We start from the raw sequence: 20,088 nt of genomic DNA on the forward strand, positions 1-20,088 counted from the left end.
GTCGGATGATCAAGCCCTACTTGATCTCGGTAATGCGGCCATCGGTGTAGGGGGTATAGGTGCCGCCCTGCTCGGCGATGTAGTCGGCAACCACTTCCTCGAGCGGCGGGCCGAAGTCGTAGGGGTTGTCACCCTCGGCAAAGGTGCCGTAGCCGTCGCCGCCACCGCGGACATAGTTGTTGGTGACGATGGTGTAGGTTGCTTCCTCATCGATCGGCACCCACTGGTCGCCCTCGCCCTTGACCAGCACGTCGCTGACCCTGCTGCCGGCTGGCTTGGAGAGGTCGAAGCTGTATTTGAGGCCGGCGACCTGGGCGAAGCGGCCTGCGCCGTTCTCCACGTCACTCACCCCGTTCTCCAGCGCATCGATCACATCGGCGCCGTTGATCTGCACGGTGGCCAGCGTGTTCGAGAAGGGCAGCACGGTCAGAACGTCGCCCTTGGTGATGTCGCCCTTGTCGATGGAGGCGCGAATACCGCCACCGTTCTGGAACGCGATGGTTGCGCCCTGGTCAGCCGTCCGGTCGAGGATGGCGTCGGCCAGCAGATTGCCCATCGAGCACTCCATGGCGCGGCAGACTTCGCGCGAGCCTTCGATGGCGTCGGTGGTGCTGCCGATGACCTGGCCCATCTCTTCTTCGATCGGCCCGGAGAGCTCGGCGAGCTGGGTGGCGAACTCCTCGTTGCCCTTGACGGAGGCGTCGATCAGGAAGGGCTCGCCTTCCGCCTTGATCACGTTGCCCTCGTCATCCCAGGTAATGGCAATGTCACCCAGATACTTGCCGTACTGGTTGGCCTGCACCACGGGAACTTCCACGCCTTCGGGATTTTCCACCATGGTGGGATAGGGCCCGGCGGCGCCTTCCGCCGTGTTGGACAGCAGCGTGTGGGTATGCCCGCCGACGATCACGTCGACCAGCGGCAGGGACGCTGCGACCTGCTGATCCTCGTTGTAGCCGATGTGGCTGAGCAGGATGATCTTGTCGACGCCAGCGGCATCGAGCGCTTCAGATGCGCCGCGCACATACTCGACGACGTCGGTGAACTCCACATTGCCCGGCGAGGCGATTTCCGGCGTGTCTTCCGTGGTGGCGCCGATAATGCCGATCTTCTCGCCGCCCACGTCGAGGACGATGGAGCCCTTGATCTTGCCGCGCAGGCTGTCTTCCTTGGTGACATCGAAGTTGCCGCCGATGATGGGGAACTCCGCCGCCTCGATGAAGCGCATGAACTCTTCGGGACCATCGTCGAATTCGTGGTTGCCCGTGGCTACCACGTCGAAGCCCATCTGGTTGAAGAAGTCCGAGACCACCTTGGACTTGTAGGTGGTGTAGTAGAGCGAGCCCTGGAAATTGTCGCCGGCCGACAGCAGCAGCACGTTGGCGCCTTCGTCCTTCAGCTTGCCGCGGGTGTCGTCGATGATGGTCTTGAGCCGGGCGATGCCGCCAAAGCATTCGCCGGCCGCGTCGGTCTCGGCGTCGCAGTTGGAATCGGTGCCGGTGATGGGGTCGAAACGCGAGTGGAAGTCGTTGATGTGCAAGATGTTGAGCGTGTACTCGGCCTGCGCGGCGCCGGTGAACCCCGCGCACAGTGCGAGCGCGGTAGCGCCCATCAAAACCGTCTTCATCCCTGGTGTCCCTTCTGCTATTTGACCAGCGCCCCGGCCCGACGCAACCGCCCAGAGGCAGCGGCCGGTGACGAACCCCGACTTAATCAGGTATTTGTGACAGGCGAAAGTGGACCCGGGGATGAACGGCCGAGGACTCGTCCTGCCGCCTTTGCCGCTCGGTTTCCCACAGGCGGGGTTTTCATAGCGGATCAGTAGAGTATTCTCCGCCGCGTTTGATTTGCGGGGTAATTCCAATGCGCAGTGCTTTGATCGTCTACGGTGGCTGGGAAGGCCATGATCCGGAGGAGTGTGCGGCCATCTATCGCCGCTGGCTTCACGAAGACGGCTTCTCGGTCCGCATGGCGACAGAGACCAGCGCCTTTGCCGATCCCTCCATTCACGAACTCTCCCTGATCGTGCCGATCTTCACGATGAGCAAGATCGCCAAGGAAGAGGTGGAAAACCTGACCGCGGCGGTGCGCGGCGGCGTCGGTCTTGCCGGCCACCACGGCGGCATGAGCGACGCTTTCCGCGAGGCGGTGGACTACCAGTTCATGGTGGGCGGGCAGTGGGTGGCCCATCCGGGCAACATCATCGACTATACCGTCGACGTCGCCAAGCCGGATGATCCGATCATGGCCGGCATCAAGTCGTTCCCCTACACCTCCGAGCAGTACTACATGCATGTCGATCCGGCGATCGAGGTGCTGGCGACCACCACCTTCACGGGCGAACATGCTCCGTGGATCGAGGGCGTCGTGATGCCGGTGGTGTGGAAGCATCGCTACGGCCAGGGCCGCGTGTTCCACAACACGCTCGGTCACCGCGCCAAGGAGTTCGAGAACTCCAACATGGCCACGATCATGCGCCGCGGCATCAATTGGGCGGCGCGCGAGGAGGCTTAGCTACCAGCGCAAGGCGAAACGGCCGATGACCGTGCCCAGCGCCACGGTCATGGCCATGCCCAGCGTGTACCAGACGGCCATGAACATCATGCCCGTTTCCCCACAGTAAAAGGCATAGACGAGGGCGCCGAAGCCGGCGGCGACGAGCCCGGCGGCCGTGCCTGCCTGCGTTGGCGAGCGTGGGGCCGTGGAGCGCAGGGCAAGGAGCAGCGACAGCAACACCGGCAATCCGGTGAGCGTAATGAGCCAGGGGCAGACCATGGCCGTCCTCCCCATCAGCTCCTCGCGCGCCCAGCCCTGGTGCATCCACCCCATGGTCCCAAGTCCGAGGGCCAGCACGACCAGAAGGCCGGCAGCCGCAAAGGGCCAGACGATGCGCCCATGGGGGCGCGCCAGGGCCGGAGCGGCGGCGAGGCCCAGAAGGCCGAAGGCAAGGGTATATCCGGCCTTGGTCCAGAACATGGGGCTGCCATAGGCGCCCCCGAACGGGCGCCCCATCGTCAGGTCGAGAAACAGATAGGCACCCACCACGGTGATCGCGCAGCCAAGCGCCATGGCGGCCAGAATCCGCCGCTCCAGCGTACGGGGACGCACCGGATGCAGGTCCGCGGCGAGGCGGTTGATCAGTTCGTCGGTCATTTTGCGCCTCCCGCAAAGCGGGCCATGAGAGATTTGAGGCCGCGATGAATGGCGACCTTGGCCGCCGTCTCGCTCATGCCGTGACGGGCGGCCGCTTCCGCGACGCTCGCCCCTTCCAGCCGCGTCTCGCGGATCAGCGCCCCCGTCCGCTCGGGCACATCCGCCAGAATGGTCTCCACGTCCCGCCGGTCCGCCGCATTGGCGCTGTCGTCCGCCGCGAAGATCGGGGCGTCGTCATCGAGATGGACGATGGGTCGGATGGCATGATGGCGAACATGATCCACGAATTTGTGGTGCGCGATGGCGTGCAGCCAGGCGGTGAAGGGGCGGCTGCGATCATAGGTCATGCGGCGCCGGTGCACGGCGAGAAGCGTTTCCTGCACAAGGTCCTCCGCGTGGGACGCCTGCGCCGGCGTCAGTCGCCGGGCAAACCAGGGACGTAGATAGCGCGTCAATTCGGACAGCAGCCGGCGATATGCCCCGGCATCGCCATCCAGCGCCGCCACCATGAGCGCGCGCAGCCGCATCTCCGTGGTGTCCGCCTGCATCAGGACTCCATTCGCTGTTCCCGATGAGAGGTTACACCCAGCGCCAGGAAAAGCGAGCGGCGTAAAAATGCTCCTCCTGAGGTAACCGCGGCGATCGCCATGGCGAATGGCCTCCCGAGCCGCAACGGAGGGTTGCGGCATCAGACCGGGAGATTTTCAATGTCCGCAAAGTTCATGAGCATCGCCGCTGCCCTTGTCCTGGCAAGTGCCGGAGCCGCCGCAGCGCAGGACGCAATGTCCACCGACACCATCGGGTCGAGCGCCATGGCGCCCATGATGAGCGACGACGATCTGGCAAAGTGCCTCGAACAGGCCAGGGCCATTACCTTCCCCGAGGTCGCCATGGCCGCAGAACAGGCTTGCCACAGCCTGCAGAATGGCGAGGAAGTGATGGGCGGCGACGCCATGGGGGGCGGAGCCATGTCGTCATCGAACCCGATGTAGGCATAACATCGGCGTGATGATGAACAGCTGCCCGAACGGTTATCGTTGCTTCGGGCAGACCATTCTTTAGGGCGGGGAAGCATATGGACGACCAGAGTCTGCCAGCCAGCAGAGGGCCACTGATCTATCGGCAATCGATCTGGACGCGCCTCACCCATTGGGTGTGGGTCTTGTGTCTCTTTTTCCTGCTGCTATCGGGCCTGCAGATCTTCAACGCTCATCCCGCCCTCTATATCGGGCAGGAGTCGGGCTTTGAGTACGACAACGCCATCCTCAGGATCGGCGCCGTCAACACGCCCGATGGTCCGCGCGGACAAACGACATTGTTCGGCCAGACCTACGATACGACCGGGATGCTCGAGATGAGCGGATCGGCCGACAACCCTACCTTCACCGGCTTTCCCGGCGCCGTGACCATTCCCTCGTACCGGGACCTGGCGACGGGGCGCGTCGTGCACTTCTTCTTCGCCTGGCTGTTGGTCGGCACCCTGTTCGTATGGTTCCTCGCCAGCCTGATCAATGGCCACATCCGTCGCGATCTGGTGCCCAAAGGGCGTGACGTGACGGGTCTGCCGCGCGACGTATTGGATCACGTCCGCTTCCGCTTCCGTCACGGGCGCTCCTATGCGCCGCTCCAGAAGCTGAGCTATCTCGTGGTGTTCGTCGTCCTCTTTCCGCTGATCATCCTCACGGGCCTCACCATGAGCCCGGGCATGGACGCCGCCTGGCCCTGGCTGCTTGACCTCTTCGGGGGACGGCAGACGGCGCGGACGATTCATTTCATCACCATGAGCCTGCTGGTGCTGTTCTTTGTCGTCCATGTCATCATGGTGGTGCTGGCCGGGCCGATCAACGAGCTGCGCTCCATGATCACCGGCTGGTATCGCGCCAGCCCGGGTACGGCGCGCGAGGCGGGAGACAAGCTATGAGCAATCTGATCATCAACCGCCGGCGCTTCCTCATGGGTTCGGCGGCCGCCGGTTCGGGGCTCCTGCTCTCGGGCTGCGACCAGTTCGATTTCCTGGGGCAGCGGGACAATGGGGTGCGCAATGTCATCGAGCAGGCGAACGTGCTCACCTACAAGGCGCAGCGCGCCCTGATCGGCGACCAGACGCTGGCGCGCGAGTACAGCGCCAGCGAAATCCGCCAGGGGCAGAAGCCAAACGGGTCAACCGAACCATCCACCCCCGAATACATGTTCCTGCGCCAGCAGAACTTTGCGCCCTACAAGCTCAAGGTCACCGGCATGGTCGATCGGGAGATCGAGTTCTCGCTCGGCGAGTTGCGCAACATGCCGGCCCGCTCGCAGATCACCCGGCACGATTGCGTCGAGGGCTGGAGCTGCATTGCCAAGTGGACCGGCACGCCCCTGGGGCCCGTACTCGACCAGGCGGGCGTCAAGCCCGGAGCCCGCTTCTGCGTCTACCATTGCTTCGACAACATCCAGCGCACGCTGAGCGGCGACATCTTCTACTATGAGAGCTCGGACCTCATCGACGCTTACCACCCGCAGACCATCCTGGCTTATGGGTTGAACGATCAGGTCCTTCCCGTCGCCAACGGCGCGCCGGTTCGGCTGCGGATCGAGCGGGCGCTGGGCTACAAGCAGCCCAAATACCTGCACACGATCCAACTCGTCGACGACCTCACGCCCTTTGGCCTCGGCAAGGGCGGCTATTGGCCCGACAATGGCTATGACTGGTATGGCGGCATCTAGCTGCCGTATGGCCGGGAAAAGAAAGGCCCGGCTTGGCCGGGCCTTCGTTGTCAGTCGAGAGCGTCGCCGGTGAAGCCGGCCTCCTGACACATCTCGAGCGTGATCGTGGTGACGTCGAAGCTGCGATTGACGCTTTCGGTCCGCTCGCTCGACGCATCGTCGTCGTCTTCTGCGCTGGCCGCAGCATCGCTATCCGCCTGGTCATCCATGGTGGCGGAGTTCGCCGCAGTGCTCGTTGCGGCTCCTGCATTGCCCGATGCGCCGGCGTCTGTGCTGGTGGTCGCGCCGGTCGGTGCATTTTTCTCGTTGGTCACATCCGTTGTCGCCGTGGCGCTTTCGGTCTGCTCTTCGGTCATCGTGCTTTCAGGCTCTTGCGTGCCCGTCAGGCCCTGCTGCGCCTGAAGTTCTCGACACCAGTCCTTCACGGCGGGAATCTGCTCGGCCGGGATGATCTGGTCCCCGATCGTCAGATCCTCGGCCTTGGCGTCCTGGGCGTAGGCCGCTCCGGCGAGGAAAAGGCCGGCGAGCGGGCTGAGAATGGCGGCAGTCGCGAAACGTTTCATGTCGATGTCTCCTCTCGATGGGTCGTTCGGCCAATGCAGCAGGCCGCCGCATGTTGCCCGGACTCTCCGGGGTTAAGAGGGGCCTGCGGCCATCGGCATGGGCCATATGCGCCGACGGCGCTTGCTTTCGGCCGGCTTTTGACCCATATCGGGTGCACGTCGCGGCTGAACTGCCGCCGATGGACTTCTCTTCTTACTCAAGCGGTGAGCGGCGAAGTCGACCCGAACCGAAGATACGGTGATCGGGTTTGAGCCAGCACCCGCGCGATATTTCCTATCGCCCGATTGCATTTTCCCCTGGCGCTGCCTGTCCGGCAGGGCCCTCGCGTGCTTTGCGCGCCATGAAAGACAAGCATTTGACTGATTTTTCTTCACTCGGCCTCCCCCAGAACCTGCTCGATGGTCTCAGCCGCGCCGGCTTCGAGACGCCGACCAAAATCCAGGAACAGGCCATCCCCAAGCTGCTCGAGGGCCGCGATGTCATGGGCATTGCCCAGACGGGCTCGGGCAAGACCGCAGCCTTCGGCCTCCCCATTCTCGCCGGGATCGGCGAGTTGACCGGCCGGGCCCGGCCGTTGACGACGCGCGCGCTGATCCTGGCGCCGACGCGCGAACTGGCGGTCCAGATCGACGAGAACCTGCGCAAGTGGGGCGGGGCCAAGATCAGCACCGTCCTCGTCTTGGGCGGCGTGTCGCGCAATGCGCAGGTGCAGAAGCTGTCGCGCGGCGTCGACATCGTCGTGGCCACGCCGGGGCGCCTCAAGGACCTCGTCGACGACGGCAAGCTGCGGCTCAACGAGACGCGCTGGTTGGTGCTGGACGAAGCCGACCGCATGCTCGACATGGGCTTCATCGCCCCGGTCAAGGCCATCGCCAAGCTGATCGGGCCGCGTCGCCAGACCATGCTGTTCTCCGCCACCATGGCGGCGGAAATCGAAGACCTCGCCAAGGGTCTCCTCAAGGACCCGGTCAAGGTCGAGGCGGCCCCGCAGGGGTCGACCGTGGTCAAGATCGACCAGCGGGTGATCCTGTCGGGGTCCAAGGCCAAGCGCGGTGTGCTCAACGATCTTTTGGCCGATACGGCCGAGGGCATGGATCGGGTCATCGTCTTTGCCCGCACCAAGCATGGCGCCGATCGCGTGGCCAAGAACCTGGCGATCGACGGGCATGACGCTGCCGCTATCCACGGGAACAAGAGCCAGAACGCGCGCCAGGCTGCGCTCAAGGGTTTTGCCAGCGGCTCGGTGCGCATTCTCGTCGCCACCGATATCGCCGCGCGCGGCATCGACGTGCAGGGCATTACCCATGTGGTGAACTACGATCTGCCCGACGACGCCGAGAACTACGTCCACCGCATCGGCCGCACGGGTCGGAACGGCGCCACCGGCATCGCCATCACGCTTTGCGATGGCACCGAGCGGCCCAAGCTGCGCGAAGTGGAAAAGCTGATCCGCCGCACGCTGCCGCTCTCGGGCGATGCGTCACTGCTCGCCGAGGCAACGGCCTCGCGGCCGGCGCCGACGCATCAGAACAAGGGCCGGCCCGGCCCGCGGACGGCACGCAACCCCAAGGCCCAGGGTGCGCCCCGGTCGGCGGACGCCGGCAAGCCGGGTGAAGGTCGTCCCGCTCAGCGCCCGCATGGAGCCAAGCCGTCTCTGGACGGCGCCAAGAAGCCCCGCTGGAACCGCTCGCGCCGTGATGCGGCAAAGTCCGGGCGCGTCGCCGCTCGGGCATAGGCCTGGCGCTCAGTTCTCTTGCAAATAGAAAGGGCGGCCAGTGAGCCGCCCTTTTTCTTGCCCGGTCAGGCGACCGAAGCGAGGTAGAGGATATCCCGTTTGGATGTCTTGGGGCTGGCCATTCCAGGGGAGAGGCGCTGGAGGAAGCTGGACGCCCAGTCGTCCACATTGTGCCTGCGCGCCGCCGCCATGAGGGCCCCCCACCGCTCGCGTCGCTCGTCGAGCGGCATATCGAGCGCCATCCGCAGGGCCTCGGCCGTTTCGTCGGTGTCGAACGGGTTGACCTGCAGCGCCTCGGGGAAAATCTCGGCGGCCCCGGCAAAACGCGACAGCACGAGTACGCCCGGATCCTGCGGGTCCTGGGACCCCACAAATTCATGTGCCACCAGGTTCATGCCATCGCGCAGCGGGGTCACGAGCCCAACCCTCGCCAGCCGATACAGCCCGGCCAGGCTCGGCTGGCCATAGGCGCGCTTCACATAGGTCAGTGGTTGCCAGTCCGGCTCGGCAAAGCGGCCCATGACGCGCCCGCACATGGCGTCGAGCGTGTCTCCGATTTCCTGGTATTCCTTGATGCTGTCGCGCGAGGGCGGCGCCACCTGCAGCATGTGCACGGTGCGCCTCAGGCGGGGATTGTTGGCCAGGAGCTTTTCGTAGGCCTCCACGCGCTGCGGCAGGCCCTTGGAATAATCAAGCCGGTCCACGCCAAGCACCAGCCGCTGGTCGGCCAGCACCCGGCGCATGCGGTGGATCATCTTGGTCGCGGCGGGGCTGGCGGCGAGGCGGGCGAACGCATCGGGATCGGAGCCGATGGGGAAGGCCGCGATTTCGGTCCCGGAAAAGTCGATGTCCACCGCCGCCTGTGTCGCCCCGAAGGTGGATGGCGCCTGATGGTCGGCGAACTCGGTGAACGCGGCGACGTCGCGATTGGCCTGCATCCCGACGAGATCGTAGCGCGACAGATCGCGCATCAATTCGGCATGGTGCGGAATGGCGTAGAGCGCATCGGCCGTGGGGAAGGGGATGTGGAGATAGAACCCCATGCGGTTGCGGGCGCCCAGGCTGCGCAGTTCCGTCGCCAGCGGGATGAGGTGATAGTCATGGACCCAGACGATGTCATCCGGCTTCAGAAGCGGCTTCAGGGCCCGCGCGAACTGCGCGTTGACGCGCCGATAGCCTTCGTACCAGTGGCTCTCGATCGTCGCGAGATCGAGACGCAGGTGAAAGCTGGGCCAGAGGATGGAGTTGGAAAACCCCGCATAATAGGCGTGGTGATCGTCGCGCGTGAGGTCGATCTGCGCCACGCTGAGTCCGTCAATGTCCTCGATGCGTGCTTCCGGCGATGGGTCGTCGGTGAGCTTTCCCGACCAGCCGAACCAGAAGCCTTCCTGATCTGCCAGGACTTTTCGCAACGCCACGGCCAGTCCGCCTGCGGCGGGTCCCTTGCCCGGCGTGCGGTTGGATACGATGACGATGCGGCTCATGGGGTTTGTCTCCTTGACCTTGTTGATATCGGTGGCGGCAATGGCGTCAGTGGGTGCCGGCGGCGGTCTCGTCTTCGCGTTGGGCGATCTGCCCCAGGCCGCGCAGCAGCGCATAGACCGAACGCACATCGGCGATCCGCATGCGGGCGATGGTGTCGCCGGCCCCGAGCTTGATGCCGATGCCGCCCAATTCCTGCGCGGCCAGGAACCCGTCTTCGTCGGTGGTGTCATCGCCGATGAAAATGGGCGTGCGGCCAACGAACGGCTCTTCCTGCATGAAGGCGCGAAGGGCGGCCCCCTTGTCGAAGCTCTTGGGGCGGGCCTCGAACACCATCTTGCCCGGAACCAGGGTGAAGTCGGATCGCGCGGCAACGGCCACTTCCATGGACGTGCGGCAGGTGTCCTCCAGATCGGGTGCCTGGCGGAAATGCAGCGCCACGGCCCCCTCCTTCTCCTCGAGGATCAGGTCGGGGTGGGTCTCGAGCAGCGGCGCCATCTCCTGGGCAATGTCGCGGGCCTGTCTGATCAGCGCCTCGTCCAGCGGCTCCATGGAGCCGTCGGCGCGCCGGCGCTGGGCACCGTGGGCGCCTGCCACGGGCAGGCGCAGCGGGGAGAGGAAGCTGTCGATATCGGCGATTTCGCGCCCGGTGATCACGGCGAAGGCGTGCTCGAACTCGTGGATGGCCCGGTCGAGTTGTTCGGTCAGTTCGGCCGGGACGTCGACACCATCGGGCGTTTCCGCGATCTCGACCAGCGTGCCGTCGAAATCGGTGAAGACGGCAATCCGGGGTGGAGTGCCGGTTGACGGGGCAAGGGGGTTGGACATGACGCTTCCTCAGCGACAGGAATGGTTATTGTCGCAACGCGAGGCAGCCCAAAAAGTTCTGCATGGCAGGCATGTAGCTGTGCAAAACGCGAAACTCAGGCGAGCGGAATGCCCTTGCCACCCTTGCCGCGCTGGTAGGCATCCGACAGATCGCCGTAGAGGGCGGAAATGTCGTCGATGCGCGCGAGAAGCTCTTCGCGGTGGCTGCGATCGAGCCCGGCAATCATCTGCTGAATGCCGTGGGCGGTGAAAAAGGCGTTGTTCCGATTGTAGAGCGGCCGGCCCGGCAGTGGCGTATCGCGGTCCGGATCGGGCACGGCATAAACCGCCCGCAGGATCTGGATGTCATAGGGAATGGCGAAGCTGTCGCGGCTCTCTTCGTGGCTGAAGAGATAGTAGAAATTGTCGAAACCGGACCAGGTGATCCCGGAGAGGCAAAGCGAGCACGGCTCGTGGGTTGCAAGAAAGAGGCACTCGGCCGGGGCGGGTCGCGTCCGTGCGGGCAACTCGAAGAACCGCTTAATGGCATGCATCTCGCCGTGCCAGAGCGGGCTTTCCACCTCGTTGTTCGTCTCGGCGATGACCACCGACAGGTCGCTCTTGCGCAAGATGGCGGCGCCGAACAGCTTGTTGCCCCGCTTGACCCCGAGCCGGGTCAGCGGCGCAATCTCCTGTTCGATGACGTCCAGGAGGCGCGTGATGAGGTCCGCCGTCTCCACTCAGTTGTTCCCGGAGTCGACAAAGCCGATCAGCGGCACCCCCGCTGGGTCGAGCAGGCGCAGGACGTGATCGCCCGTCTCGAAACTCGTCACCGCGGCAAGAGCGTCGAAGAACGCCGTTTCCTGTGCCATCGTCGCCTCGTCGCAGGCCATGCGCGTGGCTGCGGCCGGGCCGAAGGTGAGTTTGTCGTCTTCCACACTGGCCTGGGCGAAATAGCTGTTGCAGCCGCCGGTCCCGCCGGCGCGCAGATCCGGTGCGATCTGCAGCGTTGGCGCCTTGCCTTCAATCACAGGGCGCCCCCCTATGCTGGTCACCTGCCATTGCGTATCGAGGATAGTGGGGTCGGCGAGCGGTTCGCCTTTGGGAGCCGGCGGAACCGAGGGAGCCGGTGCACCGACGCGCTGAACGAGGATCGCTGCCGGCTCACTGGTTTCGAGGTCGACCGGAACAGCCGTGACATTGCGGAACAGTGGAACCCCGCCGGAGGTGATCTCCGCAATGAGGCCGTACTGCAGCGATTGATCAAGGCTACCGCGAACGTTGAGCACGAACCCCAGCGGTGGGGTGGACCGCGTCTCCAGCACGGCACCCGCGCCGACGACGGGCGTATTGCCGGGCAGGGTCACCAGCCCGACATGCAAGGTGGCGCCGGCCGGCAGCGCCATGCGTTCGCGATAGATCACGTTGCCGGTGATGGTCTGGGGGTCGGCGAGGGCCGGCACCGTCATTAGCCACAGGGCGGCAAGGGCAGCTACAAGTCTGGCGATGACCATGGGCGTCTCCGTTCCGCTCCTTTCAAAATAGTGCAGCAGCAGAACAGTTGCGAGACCCGCCTCTTATTGTGGTTACGCGGCGCTCAGCGGTCCACCCGGATTGGAGGATCGAGGTGAAACTCCTCGAGATTGTTCCCCTCGCCGCCGCGATCGACGACGAGAAAGTCGGCTGCTGTGCCCAGAACCGTGAGCACCCCGTGCCAGGTATTGCGGGCAATGTTGACGCCCTGGCCGGCGCTGGGCGCGAAGGCGCGAAACCGCACCGGCTGGCCGGCGTCCTCCTCGGCGACAATCACCAGCCACTCGGGCTCGCCCAGCGGAAAGAAGGCCTGGCTCCCCAGCGGATGGCGCTCCACGAGCGCAAGCGAATAGGGCAGGGCATAGGGCTGTCCGCGGAAGATCGAGATCAGCGGCCGGGCCGTTTCGCCCTCCACCTCTATCTTTGCCAGGTCATGGAAGCGCTCCGTCATTCCCGCGTTGATGGGATAATGATGGGCCCCTTCCGTCTCGATGACCTGGCCGAAGGGCGCGAAGGCCTCGCGCGTCAGGGGCTCGATGAGGATGCGCGGCGGGAGCATCAGAAGGGCAGCTTCATGTGGCGGTTGACGTCCTTGTAGAGCAGGTAGCGGAACCGCTCCGGCCCGGCATAGCAGGCCTGCGGGCAGAAGGCGCGCAGCCACATGAAATCGCCCGGCTCGACCTCGACCCAGTCGCGATTGAGCCGGTAGACGGCCTTGCCTTCGAGCACGTAGAGGCCATGCTCCATGACGTGGGTTTCCTCGAAGGGAATGACCGCGCCCGGCTGGAGCGTCACGATATTGACGTGCATGTCGTGCCGCACATCGTCCGGTTCGACGAAGCGGGTGGTGCCCCAGGTCTCTCTTGTGTCCGGCATCCAGCGGATGGGCACCTCGCGCTCGTTGGTGACGAAGGCCTCCGGCGTCGCGATGCCTTCGACCGTTTCGTAGCGCTTGCGTATCCAGTGGAAGCGGACCGGGGCGGTGGATTTGTTGACGAGGCTCCAGCGAGAGCCGGGCGGCAGAAAGGCATAGCCGCCCTCGCTCAGATGGTGGGTGTTGCCCTCCAGCGTCAGCGTCATCTCGCCCGCCACGACGAACAGCACGCCTTCCGCTTCGGGGTTGGTTTCGGGCCGTTCACTGCCGCCCCCCGGTTCCACTTCCACGATGTATTGCGAGAACGTCTCCGAAAAGCCGGACATCGGCCGGGCAATGACCCAGAGGCGCGTCTGCCGCCAATGGGGCAGGGAGGAGGTTACGATGTCGCGCATGACGCCGCGCGGCAGAAAGGCATAGGCCTCGTTGAAGGTGGCGCGGCCGGTGTGGAGCGCCATCTGGGACGGCAGGCCGGCGGCAGGCGAGGCGTAGCTGGAAACCATGGGCGGGCGTTCTCGAAACAGGGCTCGGAGCACTATGCCCAAGCCACGCGCCGGAGCAAGACGCTTACGCGTCCACCTCCTGCTTGAGACGGCTCAGCATGGCCGCGGCATAGACCGCGTAGGGGCCGATCCAACGCTCGTGGATGGCGTGGATGGGCAGCGCGTCGAGATGGTTCCAACGCTCCCGGCCGCGACGCTCGGCAACCACCAGCCCCGCCTCTTCCAGAACGCCCAGGTGTTGCATCACGGTGCAGCGGTCAAGCTCAGGAAACCGGCTGCAGATCATGCCGGTGGTCAAGGGCCCCGCCTTCAGGCAATCGAGAACCTGCCGGCGAAACCGGTGGCTCAGCGCCTTGAAAATGAGATCGTCTGCGTCGTCGGTTGACATGTTATAGATTTATAACATATCGATGGGAGCGTCAAGACGAGAGGAGGCACCGATGCGTGCAGTGGTTTCCAAGGACTCTGACTTGCAACTGGCGTTCCGGGTGTCCGGGCGCATCAACAAGCCCGTCCACGAGGTGTTCGAGGCCGTGGCCAATCCGGAGAAGCTCTCGGGTTACTTCACCACCGGCGGCGCCAAGGGCCGGCTCGAGACCGGCGCAACCGTGACGTGGGATTTCCACGATTTTCCTGGTGCCTTTCCCGTCGAAGTCGTCGAGGTGGAACAGGATCGGCGGATCGTCCTGCGCTGGGACGCCAGCGAGGCGACCGAGCCCAGCACGACCGGCGAAACGCCACAGCCCGTGGGCTACAAGACGACTGTCACGATGGAATTTGCCCCCACGGAAGATGGCCGAACGCTGGTGACGATCTCCGAAAGCGGCTGGCGCAGGACGCCGGGCGGGCTCAAGTCATCCTACGGCAATTGCGAGGGCTGGACCGGCATGCTGTGCGCCATGAAGGTCTATCTCGAGCACGGCATCAATCTGCGCGAGGGCTTCTACAAATAGCTAGGGCAGCACCGCCTTGAGCCGCAGGAGCGCGATGCGCTCCACCTGGGCGCATGCGGTGGCGAATTCCTCGGCAGGGGAATTGTCGAGCCGCCGCCGGAAGGCTTCCAGGATCGTCGCCTTGGTGTGGTCCCTGACGGCGATGATGAAAGGGAAGCCGAATTTGTCGACATAGGCGGTGTTGAGGCGGGTGAAGTCGTCGCGCTCGGCATCGGTCAGCGCGTCGAGACCGGCCGAAGCCTGTTCGGCGGTGGATTCGGCGGTCAGGCGCCGCGCCGCCGCCAGCTTCCCGGCAAGGTCCGGGTGGGCGCGCAGCACGCCCAGGCGCTCCTCGTCACTGGCCATGCGGAACTGACTGCGCAGCGCGAAATGGAGGCCGATAGCGGTGTCGTTGGCCGGCCCCAGCTCGCTCTCCCACGCGCGCCCGGCGATCCAGGGCGAGTGCTCGAAGATCGAGCCGTAGCGCTCGATAAACGCGGCTTTCTCAAGCTGGCTGGGAACAACTTCAGGCGCCACATAAGGATGGTGCTCGGCCCAGTGCCGGGCGATATCGAGGCGAGTCGGCACCCAGACCTGCTCGAAGCGCTTGATGTAGTCGATGAACTTCTTGAGCCCCTGAAACCGTCCCGGCTGCCCCACCAGGCGACAGTGGAGGCCGATCGACATCATCTTGGGGCTGCCCGCTTCGCCTTCGGCGTAGAGACAGTCAAAACTGTCGCGCAGGAAGGTGAAATATTCCTCCCCATTGTCGAAGCCCGGGGCCGTGACGAAACGCATGTCGTTGGCGCTGAGCGTATAGGGGATGATGAGCTGCGGCGTGCCGGCGATCACCTTCCAATAGGGCAGGTCGTCGTCGTAGGTGTCCGAAATATAGGCAAAGCCGCCGTGTTGGGCGACCAGTTCCACCGTGTTGAGGCTGGAGCGGCCGGTGTACCAGCCGAGGGGACGGCTGCCGGTGGCGATGGTGTGGAGGCGTACCGCCTCGGCGATCTGCGCGCGCTCCTCCTCGGGCGGCATGTCCTTGTGCTGCACCCATTTGAGGCCATGGCTGGCGATTTCCCAGCCTGCGTCCTGCATGGCCGCGAGCTGCGCCGGGGCGCGCATCAACGCGGTGGCGACGCCGTAAATGGTCACCGGCAGCCCGGCCTCGGTAAACAGCCGGTGGAGGCGCCAGAAGCCGGCACGGGCGCCATATTCATACATGGACTCTACATTGGCGTGCCGCTGACCGGGCCAGGGCGCGGCCCCCAGCACGTCGACCAGGAACGCCTCGGAAGCGGCGTCGCCATGCAGGATGGAGTTCTCACCGCCCTCTTCGTAGTTGAGCACGAACTGCACCGCGACCTTGGCTCCGCCAGGCCAGTTGGCGTGAGGCGGGTTGGCACCATAGCCGTGCATGTCGCGGGGGTAGCGGTTCATCGGTCTGTCTCGGTCAAAGTTCGGGCAGAGCTTAGCTGCCCCGGCGCTGCGCACAAGTCGCACAAAAGTGGACCAGATGGTAAAAAATGGGCATTGCGCCGCACGGGCGTTGCGCTAGTCTCGCAGTTCAAGTGAAACACGAACGTGCTTGTGCAGCGGCCCATTGCGAGCCGCGAGACGCGACCAGGAGCAGCCATGGCGGGCGGACGCCTTACCACCCACGTCCTCGATACCACGCAGGGCAAGCCGGCGCGCGGCATGCGCCTCGAACTGCACTACGTGCATGGCGATCACACCCACCACATTGCCGACAGCTACACCAATGCCGATGGCCGGGTTGACCAGCCTCTGCTTGAAGGCGAGCAGTTCCAGCAGGGCGAGTTCGAAATCCGCTTTCATGTCGGGCAATATTTCGAGCGCATCGGCGTCGAGATCGAAACGCCGTTTCTCGATGTCGTGCCGATCCGGTTCACCATTTCCGAGGACACGCATTACCACGTGCCGCTGCTCGTCAGCCCCTTCAGCTATTCGACCTATCGGGGGAGCTGAGGCATGGTCGAGGTCGCAAACGCCATCCGCTTTCTCCTCAACGGCGAAGAGATCACCCTCACTGACGTCGCGCCCGACCTGACGCTGCTCGACTGGCTCCGGCTCGACCGGCGCTTGCGCGGCTCCAAGGAAGGCTGCGCCGAGGGCGATTGCGGGGCCTGCACCGTCCTCGTGGGCCGAGTGATGAGCGACGAAATCATCTACGATGCCGTCACCGCCTGCATCCGCTTCGTGGGGAGCCTGCATGGCACGCACGTCGTCACCATCGAGCATCTGCGCGGCGAGAATGGCAATCTGCATCCGGTGCAGCAGGCCATGGTCGACCATCACGGCTCGCAGTGCGGCTTTTGCACGCCCGGCTTCGTGATGAGCCTTTATGGGCTGTGGATGCGCGACCCGCAGCCAAGCCGGCGGGCGATCGAGAAGGCCCTGCAGGGCAATCTCTGCCGCTGCACCGGCTACGCCCCCATCATCCGCGCCGGGCAGGCCATCTCCACCTATGGCCAGCCGCAGGGCGACCCGCTCTGGGCCGAGCGCATCGCCGTGCGCGAAACGCTGCTGCGCCTCAACGACGGCAAGCGCGTCGAGATCGGTGAGGGTGAGCGCAAGATCTTCATCCCCGCAAGCCTCGACGATTTCGCGGCGCTTTATGAGCAGTATCCCGAGGCGCGCATCGTCGCCGGTTCCACCGATGTCGGGCTCTGGGTCACCAAGTTCATGCGGCGCATCGGGCCGGTCATCTTCATCGGCCATCTGCAGGAATTGCGCCGCATTGCCGAGAACGCCAGCGAGGTGCGGTTCTATGCCGGCGTCTCCTATTCCGAGGCGCTGCCAATCATCGAGAACAGCTTCCCCGAGCTGGCGCCGCTCTGGAACCGCTTCGCCGGCGAGCAGATCCGCAATATGGGCACACTGGGCGGCAATATCGCCAATGGCTCGCCCATCGGCGACACGCCCCCACCCTTCATTGCGCTCGGCGCAAAGCTGAGCCTGCGGCGCGGCGAGCATCGCCGAGAGATCAAGCTCGAGGACTATTTCCTCGCCTATGGCAAGCAGGACCGGCAGCCGGGCGAGTTCGTTGAAAGCGTCACCGTGCCGCTGCTGCCGCAAGGCGAACTTTTTGCCACCTACAAAATCTCCAAACGCCGCGAGGAGGACATTTCGGCGCTCTGCGGCGCGTTCCGGCTGTTCGTCAACGACGCCGGCACGGTGGGCATGGCGCGCATCGCCTTCGGCGGCATGGCGGCCACGCCAAAGCGCGCCAAGGCCGTCGAGGCGGCGCTGGTCGGCAAGCCCTGGACCATGGACACCGTTGAGGCGGCGTTGCCGGCCTTTGCCGAGGATTATCAGCCCATCACCGACATGCGCGCCTCGGCCGACTATCGCCTGCTTGCCGCGCAGAACCTGCTCAAGCGATTCTTCCTCGAAAGCCAGGGCGAGCAGGTCCAGGTCAAGCGGGAGGTGGCGTGATGAACAAGCGCGTAGACCCGATCAACCTCGCCGTCCTCCACACCAGGACCCGGCACGATAGCGGCCCCAAGCACGTCACGGGCACGGCCGAATATATCGACGACATGGCCGAACCGGCCGGGACGATGCACGCCTATCTCGGTCTCTCCACGCGCGCTCACGCCGAAATCCTGGCGATGGATTTCTCGGCCGTCCGCGGCGCCCCCGGCGTCATCGGCGTGCTGACCGCCGACGACATTCCGGGCGAAAACGACGTCTCGCCCAGCCACAAGCACGACGAACCGATCTTTGCCGAGGGCCGGGTGCAGTTCTGGGGCCAGCCGATCTTTGCTGTGGTCGCCGAAACGCGCGACGCGGCGCGCCGGGCAGCGCAGCTGGCAAAGATCGAGTATCGCGATCTCGACTGGCTGCCGGACGTTCGCGCCGCCCAGCAGGCTGGCGGCAAGCTCGTCACCGAGCCGCTCAAGCTTGAGCGCGGTGATGTGGCAGCCGGTCTCGCCTCCGCCCCAAGGCGCGCCAAAGGCGCCATCACCATTGGCGGACAGGACCACTTCTATCTCGAAGGGCAGATCGCCTATGCGGTGCCTGGGGAGGACGAGGACGTCACCGTCTATGCGTCCACCCAGCACCCGAGCGAAGTGCAGCTGATGGTGGCCCAGGTGCTGGGCATCCGGCACAACGCCGTGACCATCACGCTGCGGCGCATGGGCGGCGGCTTCGGCGGCAAGGAAACGCAGGGCAACCTCTTCGCGGCCGTGGCGGCCATTGCCGCCAAGAAGTGGAACCGCGCCTGCAAGATCCGCCCTGATCGCGACGACGACATGCAGGCTACCGGCAAGCGCCACGATTTCGTGGTGGATTACGATGTCGGCTACGACGAAACCGGAAAAATCCTCGCCGTCGACGCCGTCTATGGCGCCCGCGGCGGCTTCTCGTCCGATCTCACCGGCCCGGTGACGGACCGGGCGCTGTTCCATTGCGACAACGCCTATTGGTACCCGGCCGTGCGGGCGCGGTCCGAGCCGCTCTACACCAACACCGTCTCCAACACCGCCTTCCGCGGCTTTGGCGGGCCGCAGGGAATCATGGCCTGCGAGCGCTGGATCGAAGACATCGCCTATGCGCTGGGCAAGGACCCGCTCGATATCCGCAAGGCCAATTTCTACGGCGTGCACGAGAACAACGTCACGCCCTATCACCAGACCGTGGGCGACAACATCGTCCACCGGATCGTCGATGAGCTTGAAGCCTCCTCCGACTATCAGGCTCGTCGGGACGCGATCATCGCCTTCAACCGCACGAGCCGGGTGCTCAAGAAGGGCATCTCGCTGACGCCGGTCAAGTTCGGCATCTCCTTCACCGCCACCTGGTACAACCAGGCCGGAGCCCTGGTGCATGTCTACAAGGACGGCTCGATCCATCTCAATCACGGTGGCACCGAGATGGGGCAGGGCCTCAATATCAAGGTGGCGCAGGTGGTGGCGGACGCGTTCGGGGTCAACCTCGACACGGTCAAGATCATGCCCACCTCGACAGGCAAGGTGCCCAACACCTCGGCCACGGCGGCGTCGTCGGGCTCCGATCTCAACGGCATGGCCGCCTGGGACGCCTGCGAACAGATCAAGTCCCGCCTCATCGCGCATGCGGCGCAGCTCTACCAGTCCGACGAGGCCGATTGCCATTGGGTGCAGGGCGGGCTGCAGGTGGGCCGCGAGTTCGTCGCCTTTGCCGAACTGGTCGCCTCCGCCTACCTCAACCGGATCCAGCTGTCCGCCGCCGGCTTCTACAAGACGCCGAAAATCCACTGGGATCGGGCAACCGGCAAGGGCCACCCGTTCTACTACTTCGCCTATGGCGCATCCGTCAGCGAAGTCACCATCGACACCCTGACCGGCGAATACACCGTCGATCGCGTCGACATCCTCCACGACGTCGGCAAGTCGCTCAATCCCGCCATCGACCAAGGCCAGATCGAGGGCGGCTTCGTCCAGGGCATGGGCTGGCTGACCACCGAGGAGCTGGTGTGGGACGCCAAGGGGCAGCTGCGCACGCATGCGCCCTCGACCTACAAGATCCCGCTCGCCAGCGACGTCCCGCCGGTCTTCAACGTGCAAATTGCCGAGTGGTCGGTCAATCCGGAGCCGACCATCGGCCGCTCCAAGGCCGTCGGTGAGCCGCCCTTCATGCTGGCCATCAGCGTGGTCGAAGCGCTGGGCATGGCGGTCGCAAGCGTCGCCGAGTACCGCGTGGCCCCCCAGCTCGACACGCCCGTGACACCGGAACGCGTGCTGATGGGCGTCGAGCGGATGAAGGAGGCGCGGGGGTGAGACTGGGCAT

The 20,088-nt window shown here is 65.0% G+C and carries 21 protein-coding genes; 9 read left to right on the plus strand and 12 right to left on the minus strand.

Annotated features, from left to right (window positions below; genetic code table 11):
* Positions 1–16: 16 nt before the first annotated feature.
* Positions 17–1,627, minus strand: a complete 1,611-nt coding sequence (locus IC608_RS00120) for a bifunctional metallophosphatase/5'-nucleotidase (RefSeq protein WP_191772009.1) — start codon at positions 1,625–1,627, stop codon at positions 17–19.
* 236 nt (positions 1,628–1,863) lie between these two features.
* Between IC608_RS00120 and IC608_RS00125 the strand changes: the two genes are divergently transcribed.
* Entirely contained in the window at positions 1,864–2,514 is a 651-nt protein-coding gene (locus IC608_RS00125; protein ID WP_191772010.1) for a ThuA domain-containing protein, read from the plus strand.
* On the opposite strand, the gene IC608_RS00130 is transcribed toward IC608_RS00125, so the two are convergent.
* Together IC608_RS00130 and IC608_RS00135 are read right to left on the minus strand one after the other, a co-directional pair.
* Entirely contained in the window at positions 2,515–3,153 is a 639-nt protein-coding gene (locus IC608_RS00130; RefSeq protein WP_191772011.1) for an NrsF family protein, read from the minus strand.
* Complete coding sequence (locus IC608_RS00135; RefSeq protein ID WP_282567916.1) at positions 3,150–3,701, minus strand: sigma-70 family RNA polymerase sigma factor; 552 nt, start codon at positions 3,699–3,701, stop codon at positions 3,150–3,152. Before IC608_RS00135 ends, IC608_RS00130 begins: the two co-directional genes overlap by 4 nt.
* Before the next feature lie 159 nt (positions 3,702–3,860).
* On the opposite strand from IC608_RS00135, the gene IC608_RS00140 reads away from it, so the two are divergent.
* From IC608_RS00140 to IC608_RS00150, 3 genes are all read left to right on the plus strand, one after another.
* Positions 3,861–4,145 carry a hypothetical protein gene (locus tag IC608_RS00140; RefSeq protein ID WP_191772012.1) on the plus strand — a complete coding sequence of 95 codons (285 nt, stop codon included), beginning with the start codon at positions 3,861–3,863 and terminating at the stop codon, positions 4,143–4,145.
* An 83-nt stretch (positions 4,146–4,228) separates the two neighbouring features.
* Complete coding sequence (locus IC608_RS00145) at positions 4,229–5,074, plus strand: cytochrome b/b6 domain-containing protein (protein ID WP_191772013.1); 846 nt, start codon at positions 4,229–4,231, stop codon at positions 5,072–5,074.
* The gene (locus IC608_RS00150) at positions 5,071–5,862 is read left to right on the plus strand and encodes a molybdopterin-dependent oxidoreductase (RefSeq protein WP_191772014.1); all 792 of its coding nucleotides are present in this window, start codon (positions 5,071–5,073) and stop codon (positions 5,860–5,862) included. The genes IC608_RS00145 and IC608_RS00150 overlap by 4 nt, the downstream gene beginning before the upstream one ends.
* A 50-nt stretch (positions 5,863–5,912) precedes the next feature.
* On the opposite strand, the gene IC608_RS00155 is transcribed toward IC608_RS00150, so the two are convergent.
* On the minus strand, positions 5,913–6,425 hold the full coding sequence (locus IC608_RS00155) for a hypothetical protein (RefSeq protein ID WP_191772015.1): 513 nt from the start codon (positions 6,423–6,425) through the stop codon (positions 5,913–5,915).
* Between the two features lie 341 nt (positions 6,426–6,766).
* Between IC608_RS00155 and IC608_RS00160 the strand changes: the two genes are divergently transcribed.
* A complete protein-coding gene (locus tag IC608_RS00160; RefSeq protein WP_191772016.1) occupies positions 6,767–8,161 on the plus strand; it encodes a DEAD/DEAH box helicase in 1,395 nt (464 codons plus the stop codon).
* Between the two features lie 65 nt (positions 8,162–8,226).
* Here the strand turns inward: IC608_RS00160 and IC608_RS00165 are convergent, their stop codons facing one another.
* From IC608_RS00165 to IC608_RS00195, 7 genes are all read right to left on the minus strand, one after another.
* Positions 8,227–9,645 carry an alpha,alpha-trehalose-phosphate synthase (UDP-forming) gene (locus tag IC608_RS00165; RefSeq protein ID WP_191772017.1) on the minus strand — a complete coding sequence of 473 codons (1,419 nt, stop codon included), beginning with the start codon at positions 9,643–9,645 and terminating at the stop codon, positions 8,227–8,229.
* Positions 9,646–9,691: 46 nt separating this feature from the next.
* Positions 9,692–10,471 (minus strand): trehalose-phosphatase, encoded by a 780-nt coding sequence (gene otsB, locus IC608_RS00170; RefSeq protein ID WP_191772018.1) that lies wholly within the window; start codon positions 10,469–10,471, stop codon positions 9,692–9,694.
* 95 nt (positions 10,472–10,566) lie between these two features.
* Entirely contained in the window at positions 10,567–11,190 is a 624-nt protein-coding gene (locus tag IC608_RS00175) for a cytidine/deoxycytidylate deaminase family protein (RefSeq protein WP_191772019.1), read from the minus strand.
* Complete coding sequence (locus tag IC608_RS00180; RefSeq protein ID WP_191772020.1) at positions 11,191–11,964, minus strand: META domain-containing protein; 774 nt, start codon at positions 11,962–11,964, stop codon at positions 11,191–11,193.
* An 83-nt stretch (positions 11,965–12,047) separates the two neighbouring features.
* On the minus strand, positions 12,048–12,542 hold the full coding sequence (locus tag IC608_RS00185) for an ureidoglycolate lyase (RefSeq protein WP_191772021.1): 495 nt from the start codon (positions 12,540–12,542) through the stop codon (positions 12,048–12,050).
* The gene (locus IC608_RS00190; RefSeq protein WP_191772022.1) at positions 12,542–13,360 is read right to left on the minus strand and encodes a bifunctional allantoicase/(S)-ureidoglycine aminohydrolase; all 819 of its coding nucleotides are present in this window, start codon (positions 13,358–13,360) and stop codon (positions 12,542–12,544) included. The genes IC608_RS00185 and IC608_RS00190 overlap by 1 nt, the downstream gene beginning before the upstream one ends.
* A 64-nt stretch (positions 13,361–13,424) precedes the next feature.
* Positions 13,425–13,748 carry an ArsR/SmtB family transcription factor gene (locus IC608_RS00195; RefSeq protein WP_191772023.1) on the minus strand — a complete coding sequence of 108 codons (324 nt, stop codon included), beginning with the start codon at positions 13,746–13,748 and terminating at the stop codon, positions 13,425–13,427.
* A gap of 82 nt (positions 13,749–13,830) precedes the next feature.
* On the opposite strand from IC608_RS00195, the gene IC608_RS00200 reads away from it, so the two are divergent.
* Positions 13,831–14,313 carry an SRPBCC family protein gene (locus IC608_RS00200; protein ID WP_191773708.1) on the plus strand — a complete coding sequence of 161 codons (483 nt, stop codon included), beginning with the start codon at positions 13,831–13,833 and terminating at the stop codon, positions 14,311–14,313.
* Here IC608_RS00200 and puuE read toward each other — a convergent pair whose 3' ends face one another.
* A complete protein-coding gene (gene puuE / locus IC608_RS00205; RefSeq protein ID WP_191772024.1) occupies positions 14,314–15,732 on the minus strand; it encodes an allantoinase PuuE in 1,419 nt (472 codons plus the stop codon).
* Between the two features lie 195 nt (positions 15,733–15,927).
* Here puuE and uraH point away from each other — a divergent pair, with 195 nt between their 5' ends.
* The 3 genes from uraH to xdhB are packed head-to-tail and all read left to right on the plus strand — an operon-like array spanning position 15,928 to position 20,078.
* Positions 15,928–16,281, plus strand: a complete 354-nt coding sequence (gene uraH, locus IC608_RS00210; RefSeq protein ID WP_191772025.1) for a hydroxyisourate hydrolase — start codon at positions 15,928–15,930, stop codon at positions 16,279–16,281.
* 3 nt (positions 16,282–16,284) lie between these two features.
* Positions 16,285–17,751 carry a xanthine dehydrogenase small subunit gene (gene xdhA, locus IC608_RS00215; protein WP_191772026.1) on the plus strand — a complete coding sequence of 489 codons (1,467 nt, stop codon included), beginning with the start codon at positions 16,285–16,287 and terminating at the stop codon, positions 17,749–17,751.
* Positions 17,751–20,078, plus strand: a complete 2,328-nt coding sequence (gene xdhB / locus IC608_RS00220; RefSeq protein ID WP_191772027.1) for a xanthine dehydrogenase molybdopterin binding subunit — start codon at positions 17,751–17,753, stop codon at positions 20,076–20,078. Before xdhA ends, xdhB begins: the two co-directional genes overlap by 1 nt.
* Positions 20,079–20,088 lie beyond the last annotated feature (10 nt).

The organism is Devosia oryzisoli (genome assembly GCF_014837245.1).
Classification (GTDB): domain Bacteria; phylum Pseudomonadota; class Alphaproteobacteria; order Rhizobiales; family Devosiaceae; genus Devosia; species Devosia oryzisoli.